The 12,911-nt window shown below is 66.9% G+C and carries 14 protein-coding genes; 10 read left to right on the forward strand and 4 right to left on the reverse strand.

Annotation, left to right across the window (positions count from 1 at the left end):
• The first annotated feature begins 23 nt into the window (after window positions 1–23).
• The 3 genes from LY44_RS07935 to fghA are packed head-to-tail and all read left to right on the forward strand — an operon-like array spanning window position 24 to window position 2,256.
• The gene (locus LY44_RS07935) at window positions 24–290 is read left to right on the forward strand and encodes a metal/formaldehyde-sensitive transcriptional repressor (protein ID WP_013066612.1); all 267 of its coding nucleotides are present in this window, start codon (window positions 24–26) and stop codon (window positions 288–290) included.
• 18 nt (window positions 291–308) lie between these two features.
• The gene (locus tag LY44_RS07940; protein ID WP_055213425.1) at window positions 309–1,418 is read left to right on the forward strand and encodes an S-(hydroxymethyl)glutathione dehydrogenase/class III alcohol dehydrogenase; all 1,110 of its coding nucleotides are present in this window, start codon (window positions 309–311) and stop codon (window positions 1,416–1,418) included.
• A gap of 7 nt (window positions 1,419–1,425) precedes the next feature.
• The gene (gene fghA, locus LY44_RS07945) at window positions 1,426–2,256 is read left to right on the forward strand and encodes an S-formylglutathione hydrolase (protein ID WP_055213423.1); all 831 of its coding nucleotides are present in this window, start codon (window positions 1,426–1,428) and stop codon (window positions 2,254–2,256) included.
• Between the two features lie 83 nt (window positions 2,257–2,339).
• Here the strand turns inward: fghA and LY44_RS07950 are convergent, their stop codons facing one another.
• Window positions 2,340–3,056, reverse strand: coding sequence for a Bax inhibitor-1/YccA family protein (locus LY44_RS07950; protein ID WP_055213421.1), 717 nt, complete (start codon window positions 3,054–3,056; stop codon window positions 2,340–2,342).
• Window positions 3,057–3,176: 120 nt separating this feature from the next.
• Window positions 3,177–4,136 carry an NADPH:quinone oxidoreductase family protein gene (locus LY44_RS07955; protein WP_055213419.1) on the reverse strand — a complete coding sequence of 320 codons (960 nt, stop codon included), beginning with the start codon at window positions 4,134–4,136 and terminating at the stop codon, window positions 3,177–3,179.
• Between the two features lie 345 nt (window positions 4,137–4,481).
• Here LY44_RS07955 and LY44_RS07960 point away from each other — a divergent pair, with 345 nt between their 5' ends.
• From LY44_RS07960 to LY44_RS07970, 3 genes are all read left to right on the forward strand, one after another.
• Window positions 4,482–4,844 carry a helix-turn-helix domain-containing protein gene (locus tag LY44_RS07960; RefSeq protein WP_055213417.1) on the forward strand — a complete coding sequence of 121 codons (363 nt, stop codon included), beginning with the start codon at window positions 4,482–4,484 and terminating at the stop codon, window positions 4,842–4,844.
• 72 nt (window positions 4,845–4,916) lie between these two features.
• Window positions 4,917–5,738 carry an inositol monophosphatase family protein gene (locus tag LY44_RS07965; protein ID WP_055213415.1) on the forward strand — a complete coding sequence of 274 codons (822 nt, stop codon included), beginning with the start codon at window positions 4,917–4,919 and terminating at the stop codon, window positions 5,736–5,738.
• Between the two features lie 102 nt (window positions 5,739–5,840).
• Entirely contained in the window at window positions 5,841–7,178 is a 1,338-nt protein-coding gene (locus tag LY44_RS07970) for an 8-oxoguanine deaminase (RefSeq protein ID WP_055213413.1), read from the forward strand.
• A gap of 89 nt (window positions 7,179–7,267) precedes the next feature.
• Here the strand turns inward: LY44_RS07970 and guaD are convergent, their stop codons facing one another.
• Entirely contained in the window at window positions 7,268–8,551 is a 1,284-nt protein-coding gene (guaD, locus tag LY44_RS07975) for a guanine deaminase (protein WP_223230733.1), read from the reverse strand.
• Between the two features lie 128 nt (window positions 8,552–8,679).
• Between guaD and mgtE the strand changes: the two genes are divergently transcribed.
• From mgtE to LY44_RS07990, 3 genes are read left to right on the forward strand one after another with little or no spacing between them, the layout of a single operon-like run.
• Window positions 8,680–10,062, forward strand: coding sequence for a magnesium transporter (gene mgtE, locus LY44_RS07980; protein ID WP_055213409.1), 1,383 nt, complete (start codon window positions 8,680–8,682; stop codon window positions 10,060–10,062).
• Complete coding sequence (locus LY44_RS07985) at window positions 10,059–10,646, forward strand: 5-formyltetrahydrofolate cyclo-ligase (RefSeq protein ID WP_055213407.1); 588 nt, start codon at window positions 10,059–10,061, stop codon at window positions 10,644–10,646. The genes mgtE and LY44_RS07985 overlap by 4 nt, the downstream gene beginning before the upstream one ends.
• Window positions 10,647–10,692: 46 nt before the next feature.
• Window positions 10,693–11,037, forward strand: coding sequence for a zinc ribbon domain-containing protein YjdM (locus LY44_RS07990; RefSeq protein ID WP_055213405.1), 345 nt, complete (start codon window positions 10,693–10,695; stop codon window positions 11,035–11,037).
• Between the two features lie 65 nt (window positions 11,038–11,102).
• Here the strand turns inward: LY44_RS07990 and LY44_RS07995 are convergent, their stop codons facing one another.
• On the reverse strand, window positions 11,103–11,702 hold the full coding sequence (locus tag LY44_RS07995; protein ID WP_055213403.1) for a CHAP domain-containing protein: 600 nt from the start codon (window positions 11,700–11,702) through the stop codon (window positions 11,103–11,105).
• 313 nt (window positions 11,703–12,015) lie between these two features.
• Here LY44_RS07995 and LY44_RS08000 point away from each other — a divergent pair, with 313 nt between their 5' ends.
• On the forward strand, window positions 12,016–12,831 hold the full coding sequence (locus tag LY44_RS08000; RefSeq protein WP_055213401.1) for a TIGR00282 family metallophosphoesterase: 816 nt from the start codon (window positions 12,016–12,018) through the stop codon (window positions 12,829–12,831).
• Window positions 12,832–12,911: the final 80 nt, after the last annotated feature.

The raw sequence follows: 12,911 nt of genomic DNA on the forward strand, positions 1-12,911 counted from the left end.
CGCCCTGCGGGGAGGGACCCCCGATGCCGAACAACCCCGAGGACAAGAAGCGCATTCTGGCGCGGGTGAAGCGGATCACCGGCCAGTGCGAGGCGCTGTCACGTGCGCTGGAAAGCGGGTCGGACTGTGGCCCGATCCTGCAGCAGATCGCCGCCGTGCGCGGCGCCGTGAACGGGCTGATGGCCGAGGTGCTGGAGGCCCATATCCGCGACGAATTCGGCCCGCCCGAGGGAGAGGGCGGTGCCAGAACCGGGGAATTGCTGGCGCTGGTGCGCAGCTATCTCAAATAGACCAACAGGGAGACTACCATGAAATCGCGTGCCGCCGTGGCCTTTGCGCCGGGCAAACCCCTTGAAATCGTTGAAATCGACGTCGCGCCGCCGAAAGCGGGCGAAGTTCTGATCCGCATCACCGATACCGGCGTGTGCCACACCGACGCCTTCACCCTGTCGGGCGATGACCCGGAGGGGCTGTTTCCGGTCGTGCTGGGCCATGAGGGCGCGGGCGTCGTGGTCGAGGTCGGCCCCGGCGTCACCTCGGTTCGCCCGGGCGACCATGTCATTCCGCTTTACACCGCCGAATGCGGCGAATGCCTGTTCTGCAAATCGGGGAAGACGAACCTCTGCACCGCGGTCCGCGCGACGCAGGGCAAGGGCGTGATGCCCGACGGCACCTCGCGCTTTTCCTACAACGGTGAGCCGATCTATCATTACATGGGCTGCTCGACCTTTTCGGAATATACCGTGGTGGCCGAGGTCTCGCTGGCCAAGATCAACGAGCACGCCAATCACGAACATGTCTGTCTTCTGGGCTGCGGCGTGACCACGGGCATCGGCGCGGTGCACAACACCGCCAAGGTGCAGGAAGGCGACAGCGTTGCCGTCTTCGGTCTGGGCGGGATCGGGCTGGCGGTCATTCAGGGCGCGCGGCAGGCCAAGGCGGGCCGGATCATCGCCATCGACACCAACCCGGCGAAATTCGATCTGGCGCGGCAGTTCGGCGCCACTGATTGCGTCAACCCGAAGGATCACGACAAGCCCATTCAACAGGTGATCGTCGAGATGACCGGCTGGGGCGTCGATCACAGTTTCGAATGCATCGGCAATGTCAACGTGATGCGGGCGGCGCTGGAATGCGCGCATCGCGGCTGGGGGCAGTCGGTGATCATCGGCGTGGCGGGGGCGGGGCAGGAGATCTCGACCCGGCCGTTCCAGCTGGTGACCGGGCGCAAATGGATGGGCACGGCCTTTGGCGGGGTGAAGGGGCGGTCGCAACTGCCGGGCATGGTCGAACAGGCGATGGCGGGCGAAATCGAACTCGAGCCCTTTGTCACCCACACGATGGGGCTGGATCAGATCAACGAGGCCTTCGATCTGATGCATGAAGGCAAGTCGATCCGTTCCGTGATCAAGTTCTGAGGCCGCGATGGACTGTCTTGAAACGCACGGGTGTTTCGGCGGCACGCAGGAGGTGTGGAAACACGCCTCCGCCACGCTGGGCTGCGAGATGCGCTTTGGCCTGTTCACCCCGGCGCATGATCCGGGCGAGCGGCTGCCGGTGGTCTATTGGCTGTCCGGCCTGACCTGCACCGAGCAGAATTTCATCACCAAGGCGGGGGCGCAGGCCCATGCGGCCCGGCATCGGGTGATCGTCGTCGCCCCCGATACCAGCCCCCGCGGCGACGGCGTGGCCGACGATCCGGCCTATGATCTGGGGCAGGGGGCGGGGTTTTACCTGAACGCCAGCCAGGCGCCTTGGGCGGCCCATTACCGGATGCACGACTATGTCGTGACCGAACTTCCCGCGCTGATCGAAGCCGCTTTCCCGGCCTCTGACCGGCGCTCGGTGATGGGGCATTCGATGGGCGGTCATGGTGCCCTGGTGGCGGCTTTGCGCCATCCGGGGCGCTATCGGGCCGTTTCGGCCTTTGCGCCGATCGCTGCGCCGGCGCAGGTGCCCTGGGGGGAAAAGGCGTTTTCCGCCTATCTGGGGCCCGACCGGGCGGCCTGGGCCGCGTGGGATGCGACGGCGCTTTTGGCGGGGGCGGCGGAACGGTTGCCGATCCTGATCGATCAGGGCGAGGCGGACAGCTTCCTGGAGGGCCAGCTGAAGCCCTGGATCTTTGCCGAGGAAGCGGCGCGGCTTGGCCATCCGGTGACGCTGCGTCGCCATCCGGGCTACGATCACAGCTATTACTTCATCGCCAGCTTTCTGGGCGATCACTTTGCCCATCACGCCGCGGCGCTGCGGGACTGAGCCCGAAACCCGGGGCCCAAAACGGAAAAAACCCCGCGGCGGACCGCGGGGCCTTTCCCGGAGGTTGGTTCGGGTCGTTCAGATCATTCGCGGTTGCCGAGGAACTGCAGCAGGAACATGAACAGGTTCAGGAAGTCGAGATAGAGCTGCAGCGCGCCCAGGATCGCGGCCTTGCCAAGGAAATCCGCATCCGACTGCGCCAGTTGCAGATAGGTGTTCTTGATGTTCTGCGTGTCATAGGCGGTCAGCCCCGAGAACAGCAGCACGCCGATCACCGAGATCGCGAATTGCAGCGCCGACGACGCGATGAAGATGTTCAGGATCGAGGCCACGATCAGACCGATCACGCCCATCATCAGGAACGAGCCGAAGGCCGAGAGGTTGCGCTTCGTCGTGTAGCCGTAAAGCGACAGCGCCGCAAAGGCGATGGCGGTGATCAGGAAGGTCTGGGCGATCGACACGCCGGTATAGACCTTGAAGATCGAGGCGAGCGACAGGCCCATCAGCGCCGAATAGCCGAAAAAGACCATCTGCGCGGTCGAGGTCTGCATCTTGTGGATCATCGCCGAGAAGGCGAAGACGACGACGAGCGGCGCGAACATCACCACCCATTTCAGCGGCGTGCCGAAGATCGCGGCCAGAAGCTGGTCGTTCATGCTGACGCCGAAAGCGACCGCCCCGGTGACGATCATCGCCACCGACATCAGGCCATAGACCTTGTTCATATGGGTCCGCAGACCCTCGTCGATGTAACTCGCACGGCCAGCCGCGGTGCTGTGCATCGTGTTGTAATTAGCCATGTGGTTGTCTCCAGTCTGTGCGGCGTCCCGCGCGAGCGTGCGCCGTCGGGTCCGATATTGGAAAGGACCGGGGGGGTTTCAAGAACCCGGCGGCAGAAAATCGGCCGCCGGCGGGGTGGGTCACCCCATCGTGACGACGATCTTGCCGGTGGAGCGGCGGGCGCGCAACATCTCCAGCGCCGCGGCGGTCTGCGACAGGGGGAAGCGGGCCGAGATATGCGGATGCAGCTGGCCATCGGCGGCAAGGGCGAAAAGCTCGGTCATCGAGCGGCGCAGCGCCGCCGGGTCGAGTTCCAGATAGCCGCCCCAGTAAAGCCCATGGATTTCAAGGTTCTTCACCAAAGCATGATTGAGCTTGAGCGCAGGCGGTGCCCCCGCGGCAAAGCCGATCAGCAGAAACCGCCCGCCCGGTTTCAGCGCGGCGAAACCGGCCTCGCCCAAGGCACCGCCCACCGCGTCATAAACGACATCGGCGCCGCCCAGCGCCTTGAGCGCGGCTTTCAGGTCGGGGGTCTCGGCATCCAGCGTCTCGGCCGCGCCCGCCTGCGCGGCTATGGCGCATTTTTCGGCCCCGCGCGCGACGGCGATCACCCGCGCGCCCAGCCGCGCGCCGATCTCGACCGCGGTCAGCCCCACGCCCCCCGCCGCGCCCAGCACCACCAGCGTCTCGCCCGCGCGCAGCCGTCCGCGCAGGGTCAGCGCCAGATGCGAGGTGCCATAGGCGATCTGGAAGGCGGCGGCGGTCTCGAAATCCAGGCTGTCGGGCAGGGGGGTGCAGCGGTCCTCGGCAAAGACCCCGGCCTCGGCCAGACCGCCGTGACCGGCATGGATGGCGACGCGGGTGCCGGGAGCAAGCCGCGTGCCCGGCCCGGCGGCGGTGATCGTGCCCGCGGCCTCGAGCCCCGGCACGAAGGGCAGTGGCGGGGTGGCCTGATAGGTCCCCTCGAGCATCAGCAGGTCGGCGAAATTCAGCCCGCAGGCGGCGATCCGCACCGCCACCTCGCCCGGGCCGGGGGCGGGCAGCGGCAGATCGGCAGGCGTCGGCGGCGTCGTCGGATCGGTGTGAAGGAAGGCGCGCATCTGGGTCTCCGGGCTGGGATCGGAACGGTCAGCCTAGCGCGGAGGGCGCGGGGCGGCCAGTCCCGGGATGGTTGTTGACTGCCGAATCAACCAGAGCGCGAAGCTGATTTTTCGGTCGCGAAAAATGCAATTTGCGATGCAATTTGCGAATTGCGACATGGTCCGCCATGGCCCGGAATGCCGATCTTGACGGAGCATGGTTAACAATTACAGGATGTGCGACATTACGTAGCGGTTAGTCTCTGAATTTACCTGTCTTTTTGGATAGGTTCCAGATTTTGCAACCGAAACGGCGCCCCGCACTGTGTTAGCTTCATCCATCCGAAGAGTTCCGGGGAAGAATGAATGAAGCATCCGGTCGATGTCCATGTGGGCAAGCGTATCCGTCACCGCCGCTGGCTGGTGGGGGTTACGCAACAACAGCTGGCCGACAAGGTCGGCATCAAGTTCCAGCAGATTCAGAAATACGAAACGGGGATGAACCGTGTCTCGGCCTCGCGGCTTTGGGACATTGCCGATGCGCTTGACGTGCCGGTGTCGTTCTTCTTCGAAGGATTGTCGGGCGAAGACCCGAACACGGCCGCGCTGGAAGGGGATCTTTTCTCCGACAAGGAAGCGCTGGCCCTGGTGCGTTCGTACTACGCGATCCCCGAGGCGCAGCGGCGCCGTCTGTTCGAACTGGCGAAGGTTCTCTCCGACGTGGCTTGATATGGCCGCACAATCGGGGTTGAAAAGACGGGGAGCGGTGACGCTCCCCGTCTTTTTTCCGGAGCTCTCCCCATGCCGCCCCATCTGAGCGAGGCCGACAAGGCCGATCTGATCGCCACCGCCGAAGCCCTGGCCGATGCCGCGCGGGCGGTGACGCTGGTGCATTTCCGCACCCCGGGCGGGATTGCCGCCGAAACCAAGGAGGCGGTGCGCTTCGATCCGGTGACCGTGGCCGACCGGGCCGCGGAACAGGCGATGCGCGAGATCCTGGCCTGGCGGCGGCCCGCCGACGGGATCTGGGGCGAGGAATTCGGGGTGACGCGGGGGACATCGGGGCTGACCTGGGTGCTCGATCCGATCGACGGCACGCGGGGCTATCTGTCGGGGACGCCGACCTGGGGGGTGCTGATCGCGCTGTCGGAAGAAGGCGACGACACCCCCGGGGCGCCGCTGATGGGGCTGATCGACCAGCCCTATATCGGCGAGCGGTTTTTCGGCGGCTTCGGTCAGGCGCGGGTGACGGGGCCGCTGGGCCGGGCCGATCTGCGCACGCGCGCGCCGCGGCCGCTCTCCGAGGCGATCCTCTATTCCACCTTCCCCGAGGTCGGCACGCCCGAGGAGGGCGCAGCCTTCGCGCGGCTGGCGGCTCAGGTCAAGCTGACGCGCTATGGCACGGATTGCTATGCCTATGGGCTGATCGCGGCAGGGCAGATCGATCTGGTGGTCGAGGCCGGGCTGCAGCCCTATGACGTCGGCGGGCCGATCGCGGTGATCGAGGCGGCGGGCGGGATCGTGACCGACTGGACGGGCGGCCCGGCCTTTCGTGGCGGGCGGGTGCTGGCGGCGGCGAATGCCGAGGTGCATGCGGCGGCGATGGCGGTCTTGCAGGGCTGAGGGGGAAGTCGGGGGGCTGCCGCCCCCCGAACCCCCCGCCCGAAGGGGCCCTCGGGCCCCTTCGGACTTCCCCGAGGGGATTGCGTTGGCGGGAGGCATCTGATGCGGGAGATTCTGATCCGGGGGGCCGAAGTCGTCGTCACCATGGATTCGGCGCGGCGGGAATTGCGTGGCGCCGATCTGCTGATCCGGGGCGGCGAGATCGTCGCCGTGGGGCAGGGGCTGGCGAGCACGGGCGAGGTGGTGTCGGCCGCGGGCTGCGTCGTCACGCCGGGGCTGATCAACACCCACCATCACCTGTATCAGACGCTGACGCGGGCGGTGCCGGGCGGGCAGGATGCGCTGCTGTTTGGCTGGCTGAAGACACTTTACCCGATCTGGGCGCGGATGGGGCCCGAGGAGATCTTCACCTCGGCGCAGATCGGGCTGGCGGAGCTGGCGCTCTCGGGCTGCACGCTGTCCTCGGATCACCTCTATCTGTTCCCGAACGGCGCGCGGCTGGATGACACGATCGCGGCGGCGGCCGAGCTGGGGCTGCGCTTTCATCCGACCCGCGGCGCGATGTCGATTGGCGAAAGCGCGGGCGGGCTGCCGCCTGACGCCCTGGTCGAGCGCGAAGAGGCGATCCTGAAAGATTGCATCCGCGTCATCGACGCCCATCACGATCCCCGCCCCGGGTCGATGCTGCGGGTGGGCGTGGCCCCCTGTTCGCCCTTCTCGGTTTCGCGCGAGCTGATGCGTGACGCCGCGCTTCTGGCCCGCGACAAGGGGGTGATGCTTCACACCCATCTGGCCGAGAATGACGAGGATATCGCTTATTCGCTGCACCGGTTCGGCTGCCGTCCCGGCCAATATGCCGAGGATCTGGGCTGGACCGGCGCCGATGTCTGGCATGCCCATTGCGTGAAGCTTTCAGGTTCGGAAATTGATCTTTTTGCCCGGTCAAACACCGGGGTTTCCCATTGTCCCTGTTCGAATTGTCGCCTTGGCTCGGGCATTGCGCCGATCCGGGCGATGCGCGATGCGGGGGTGAAGGTGGCCTTGGGCGTCGATGGATCGGCCAGCAATGACGCGGGCAATCTGATCGCCGAGGCGCGCCAGGCGCTGCTGTTGCAACGGGTGCAAAACGGCGCCGAGGCGATGTCCGTGCGCGAGGCGCTGGAGATCGCGACGCTCGGCGGCGCGCAGGTTCTGGGCCGCCCGGAGCTGGGCAGTCTGGAACCCGGCAAACGCGCCGATCTGGCGATCTGGGATGTCTCGGGGCTCGAGGCCGCGGGCGCCTGGGATCCGGTCGCGGCGCTGCTTCTCTCCGGGCCGACGCGGGTGAAGCATCTCTTCGTCGAGGGCCGCCCGGTCGTCCGCGATGGCCAGATCACCACGCTGGATCTGCCGCGCGTCATCGAACGCGCAAACGCGCTCGCCAAAGCCCTTGCCCGCTGATTTCATCTTGCTGGAAATACCTCGGGGTGCGGGGCAGAGCCCCGCGCCGTCGTTGCAGTTGGTCGCCCCGTCGAACGGGCAGAGCCCCGCTACTTCATCCGCCGCCCGGCCACCCAGACCCCGGCGATGGCGCGGTCATCCCCCATCATGATCGTCGGGAACAGCGCCTCCCAGAAATCGCCCGCCCGCTCGGCGCGCTGGGCAATGGCGGGGGTCGAGGCCAGATCGACCGCGATCAGATCCGCCTCCATCCCCACCGCGATATTGCCGACCATCGGGTCGATGCGCAAAACCCGCGCCGCGCCGAGGGTCGCCAGATACCAGAGCGCCGCCGGGTGCAGCGCGCCGCGCCTGAGCTGCCCGATCTCATAGGCCGCCGCCATCGTGCGCAGCATCGAGAAGCTTGATCCGCCGCCGGTGTCGGTGGCCAGCCCGATCCGCAGCCCCGCCGCTGAAAGCCCCGCCGCATCAAAGAGCCCCGAGCCGATGAAGCTGTTCGAGGTCGGGCAATGCGCCAGCCCCGCGCCGACATCGCGCAGCCGGGCGATCTCGCGCGGCTCCAGATGGATCGCATGGCCGTAAACGCCGTTTTCGCCCAGCAGGCCAAAGGTTTCGTAAGTGTCCAGATAATCCCGCGCCGCCGGATACAGGCTTTTGACCCAGGCGATCTCGTCGACCTGCTCGCTCAGATGCGTCTGCATCAGGCAGTCGGGATGCTCGGCCCAGAGGCTTCCCAAGGCCAGCAGCTGATCGGGCGTCGAGGTGGGCGAGAACCGCGGCGTGATCACATAGCCCAGCCGGTCCCGCCCGTGCCAGCGCGTCAAGAGCGACTTGCTTTCGTCATAGGCCGCCTGCGCGCTGTCGCGCAGCCCGGCGGGCGCGGTGTCGCGGTCCATGCAGGTCCGCCCGGCCATCGCCCGCATGCCGCGCCGTGCCGCCTCGCCCATGAAGGCATCGACCGAGGAGGAATGGATCGTCGCATAGGAACACATCGAGGTCGTGCCATGCGCCAGCGCGAGGTCGAGATAGCGCGAGGCGATCTCGGCCGCATAGGCGGGATCGGCAAAGCGCATCTCCTCGGGGAAGGTGTAGGTATTGAGCCAGTCGATCAGCCGCTTGCCCCAGCTGGCGATGATCGCGGTCTGCGGATAATGCACATGCGCATCGACGAAGCCCGCCGAGATCAGCTTGTCGCCCAGATCGGTGCGCCGCGCCTGCGGGAAGCGTGCCAGAACCGTCTCGGCCGGGCCCAGATCGACGATCCGCCCCGCCTCGATCGCCACCGCGCCGTGCCGGTCGTGACGGGCCGCTCCGGGCCCCTCGACCATCGGATCGCCCGCGTATCGCAGCACCTGACCCAGCAAAATCTCCACGCGCCACCTTCCTTTCCCGTGTGCCCCCATGCTAGGGCCGCGACCAGGCTTCGGCAATCACGGCTTTTTTGTCGCAGCCGGCTGCGATAAGGTGGCGCAAATCATAAGCAGACGAAACAGGGGGCGGCATGGCACAAGAGCGGGCGGATGAGCACGAAGCCGAAGACCTGCCCGCGCTGACCGGTGATCTGGTCGAACGTGTCCTTGCCGCGACCGAGGCCAGCGATGCCGTGCTTTTGGCCGAGCTGCTGGAACCGCTGCATGGCGCCGATATCGCCGACCTTCTGGAACAGGTCACCACCGCCGAGCGGCGCGAGATCCTGCGGCTTTACGGCCGCGAGATGGACGGCGAGATCCTGACCGAGATCGACGAATCGATCCGCGAGGAGGTGATCGAGCAGATCCCGGCCGATGTTCTGGCCGAGGCGGTCCGCGAGCTTGATTCCGACGACGTCGTCGATCTGATCGAGGATCTGGAAGAGGTCCAGCAGGAAGCCATCCTTGAGGCGCTGGATGAAACCGACCGCGCCGCGGTCGAGCAATCGCTGACCTGGCCCGAAAATTCCGCCGGCCGTCTGATGCAGCGCGAGGTCGTCGTGGCCCCCCTGCATTGGACCGTGGCCGAGGCGATCGGCTTTCTGCAGCGCGAGGACTGGCTGCCCGACCAGTTCTATCACGTGATTCTGGTCGATCCGGCGCATCATCCGGTGGGCTATGTGACCCTGGGCAAGATCCTGTCGTCAAAGCCCGAGACCGCGCTGAGCGCGATCACCGAGGACAGTTTCCGCACCATTTCCGCCCGCCAGGAAGAGGGCGATGTCGCCTATGCCTTCAACCAGTATCACCTGATTTCCGCGCCGGTGGTGGATGACGACGGCCGTCTGGTCGGCGTGATCACCATCGACGACGCGATGAACGTTCTGGACGAGGAACACGAGGAAGACATCCTGCGACTGGCGGGGGTGGGCGAGGAAAGCTCGATCTCCGATTCGGTGCTGGAAACCGTGCGGCAGCGTCTGCCCTGGCTTGTCGCGAACCTGTTCACGGCCTCGCTTTCGGCCATCGTGATTTCGCAGTTTCAGGCGACGATCTCCTCGCTGGTGGCGCTGGCCGCGCTGATGCCGATCGTCGCCTCGACCGGGGGGATCGCGGGGACGCAATCGCTGGCCGTCGCGGTGCGGGCGCTGGCGACGCGCGATCTGACCGTCTCGAACGCGCGCCGGGTGGTGCTGCGCGAGATTGGTGCGGGGCTGGTGAACGGGCTGAGCCTGGCGCTGCTTCTGGGCGTCGCGGGCGGGCTGATCTTTGGCCATGTCGAGCTGGGCGTGGTGCTGGGCCTTGCGATGATCGTCAATCAGCTGGTCGCGGCGCTGGGCGGGGTGATGGTGCCGCTGACGCTGGAACGGATGGGGCTTGACCCGGCGCTGGCCTCGGGCACCTTTGTCACCACGCTGACCGATGTGATGGGCTTCTTCGCCTTCCTCGGCCTTGCGACCTGGGTTCTGGTGTGACCGATCTGGCGGCGCGCAAGGCTTCGGCGCGCAAGACCGCCTTTGCGGCGCGCAAATCCGCCTTTGCCGCGGGGCAGGGCGAGGCCTGCGACCATCTTTTGGCGGCGCTGATGCGGTTTTCGGGCGCGCCCTTGGCGGGTTATCTGCCGATCCGCACCGAGATCGACCCGCGCCCGGCGATGGCGGCGCATCGCGGCACGGTTGGCGTGCCGGTGATTGCGGACGCGGGTCAGCCGCTGACATTCCGCGCCTGGACGCCGGAGGCGCCGCTGATCCCCGGCCCCTTCGGCGCCTTTGTCCCCGAAACCGGCGCCGAGATCACGCCGCGGGTGCTGATCGTGCCGCTTGTCGCCTTTGACCGGCGCGGCTATCGGCTGGGCTATGGCGGCGGTTTTTATGACCGCACGCTGGAACGGCTGCGCGCCGCCGGGCCGGTGACGGCGATCGGCTTCGCCTTTGCGGCGCAGGAACTCGACGCCGTGCCGGTCGAGCCCACCGATCAGCCGCTCGATCTGATCGTGACCGAGACCGGGCCGATCTTGCCGCCGCCGCGCGATTCTCTCCGCGATCCCGGCCGGGGCTGAGGCCGCGCGCTCTGGTCAAGCCCGCCCGCGCGGGCTAAAGCGGGGCATGACCGATGACACCCTGCCGCCGTGCCCCGAATGTGCCAGCACCTTCACCTATCAGGTGGATGCGCTTTTCACCTGTCCCGAATGCGGCCATGAATGGGCCCCCGGCGGCGATGCCGCCGAAAGCGGCGTGATTCGCGATGCCGTCGGCAATGTGCTCTCTGATGGCGACACGGTGACGGTGATCAAGGATCTCAAGCTCAAGGGCAGCTCGCAGGTGGTCAAGGTCGGCACCAAGGTCCGCGGCATCCGGCTGGTGCCGGGCGATCACGACATCGATTGCAAGCTGCCCGGCGTCGGCCAGATCGGGCTGAAGTCGCAATTCGTGAAAAAGGTTCAGGACTGACGAAAAAGGGCGCCGCGGGGCGCCCTTTGCAACTTCCGGGGAGGGGGGGGCTCAGCCCCGGTCTTTCAGCCCCGGTCCTTGAGGATGAAGCCCGAGACCGGATAGACCCGGCCCGCGGCGCTTTCCTGGCTCATCACCCGGACCTGGCTCCAGTCGTTGTTCTTCGACACGTCATGCACGGTCATGCCGAGCGACACCCGGTTGCGCTGCCAGTTCGCATGATCGATCTTGATCTCGCGCGGCGAGACGACCGCCGACACCACCGCGACATGGCCCATCGGCATCTTGCGGGTGGGCGAAAAGGCCATGACGGCGCCCGGTGCGGGGCGGTGGCTGCGGGCGTAGCGGCCCGAGGCCTTCGACCACCAGGTGCCCGCATTGCCCTGCAGATCGATCCCCGAGACATTGCGCGCGAAGGGCACGCACCAGACCCGGCCGCCGCGCGCCCGCAGTTCCCGCGCCAGCGACACCGCGCTGTCGCGCCGCGCCGGGTCAACGCCTGCCGGATCGACGCCCTCGGGGCGTTCCTGTGCCGAGGCGAAGCTCATCCGCGTGGCCTGTTCGGTTCCGCCGCCGCCGCCGCCGCAGGCCGAGAGAGCGGCCAGAACGGCAAGAGCGAGGGGAAGCCGGGCAAGGCGCCCGGAGGATGTCAGCGTGATGTTCATTGGACCTTGTAACGAAATGTGAGTGCGTGGCTTCGTCGAGGTGACCTCCTAACCGGGAATGGCATCAGGGTTAAAGGTCTCTGAATGCCCGGCGCGGAAAACGGGCGGAATCTCGCCATCCGGCGGCTTGTGGGGCGGCGGATTTCCGCCGAGGCTGAAATTTTTCCCTGGGTCGCCCGATGGGTCCGTGGCGCTTTGCAGCCCCCCTCCGCCCCCGAGTCCCGGCCCGAAACCTGTCTTGGAACGCGGCGGAAATGGCGTTTTGCGCAAGGCAACGGTTGCTTTTCGGCGGGGCTTCGGCCTAAGGAAGCCCATGAAGATCTTGTTTCTTGGCGATGTGATGGGGCGCGCGGGACGTGCCGGGGTGGCGGAACGGCTGCCGAAGCTGCGCGCGGACTGGGGGCTCGATTTCGTCGTGGTGAACGGCGAAAACGCCTCGGGCGGCATGGGCTTGACGGGCGAGCATGCGAAACTGCTGCTGGCCGCGGGGGCCGATGTGGTGACGCTGGGCGATCATGCCTTCGATCAGAAGGACATGCTGCGCTTCATCGAGACCGAGCCGCGGGTGATCCGGCCGCTGAATTACGCGAAGGAGGCGCCCGGCAAGGGCGCGCGCCTGTTCGAGGACCGGCGTGGTCGCAAGGTGCTGGTGGCGCAGGTGCTGGGGCAGGTCTTCATGAAGCGCCCCTTCGACGATCCTTTCTCGGCGATCGACACCGCCTTGCGCACGCATCCGCTGGGCGGGCTGGCGCAGGCGATCGTCGTTGACGTGCATTGCGAGGCGACGTCGGAAAAGATGGCGATGGGGCAGTATTGCGACGGCCGCGCCAGCCTTGTCGTCGGCACCCATACCCATGTGCCGACCGCCGATGCGGTGATCCTGAAGGGCGGCACCGCCTATCTGAGCGACGCGGGCATGTGCGGCGATTACGACAGCATCATCGGCATGGAAAAGGCCGAGCCGATGCGCCGCTTCCTGACCGGGATGACGCGCGACCGCTTCACCCCGGCCGAGGGGCCGGTGACGCTCTCGGGGGTCTATGTCGAGACCGACGACCGCTCGGGCAAGGCCACGCGCATCGCCCCGGTGCGGTTGGGGGGGCGGCTGCCCGAGGCGCTGCCGGTCTGAACATCCGCCGCCACATGTCCGCAAAAACAGCATTTTCCCGCCGAGAGCCGAAGCTGGCACGGAAAGCGGCGATGAAAGCT

The organism is Rhodobacter capsulatus, from assembly GCF_003254295.1.
GTDB lineage: Bacteria > Pseudomonadota > Alphaproteobacteria > Rhodobacterales > Rhodobacteraceae > Rhodobacter > Rhodobacter capsulatus.

Excerpts from the sequence above, each read along its gene's own strand:
- LY44_RS07935 (WP_013066612.1), top strand. The coding sequence starts at position 24 with ATGCCGAACAACCCCGAGGACAAGAAGCGCATTCTGGCGCGGGTGAAG.
- LY44_RS07940 (WP_055213425.1), top strand. The coding sequence starts at position 309 with ATGAAATCGCGTGCCGCCGTGGCCTTTGCGCCGGGCAAACCCCTTGAA.
- fghA (WP_055213423.1), top strand. The coding sequence starts at position 1,426 with ATGGACTGTCTTGAAACGCACGGGTGTTTCGGCGGCACGCAGGAGGTG.
- LY44_RS07950 (WP_055213421.1), bottom strand. The coding sequence starts at position 3,056 with ATGGCTAATTACAACACGATGCACAGCACCGCGGCTGGCCGTGCGAGT.
- LY44_RS07955 (WP_055213419.1), bottom strand. The coding sequence starts at position 4,136 with ATGCGCGCCTTCCTTCACACCGATCCGACGACGCCGCCGACGCCTGCC.
- LY44_RS07960 (WP_055213417.1), top strand. The coding sequence starts at position 4,482 with ATGAAGCATCCGGTCGATGTCCATGTGGGCAAGCGTATCCGTCACCGC.
- LY44_RS07965 (WP_055213415.1), top strand. The coding sequence starts at position 4,917 with ATGCCGCCCCATCTGAGCGAGGCCGACAAGGCCGATCTGATCGCCACC.
- LY44_RS07970 (WP_055213413.1), top strand. The coding sequence starts at position 5,841 with ATGCGGGAGATTCTGATCCGGGGGGCCGAAGTCGTCGTCACCATGGAT.
- mgtE (WP_055213409.1), top strand. The coding sequence starts at position 8,680 with ATGGCACAAGAGCGGGCGGATGAGCACGAAGCCGAAGACCTGCCCGCG.
- LY44_RS07990 (WP_055213405.1), top strand. The coding sequence starts at position 10,693 with ATGACCGATGACACCCTGCCGCCGTGCCCCGAATGTGCCAGCACCTTC.
- LY44_RS07995 (WP_055213403.1), bottom strand. The coding sequence starts at position 11,702 with ATGAACATCACGCTGACATCCTCCGGGCGCCTTGCCCGGCTTCCCCTC.
- LY44_RS08000 (WP_055213401.1), top strand. The coding sequence starts at position 12,016 with ATGAAGATCTTGTTTCTTGGCGATGTGATGGGGCGCGCGGGACGTGCC.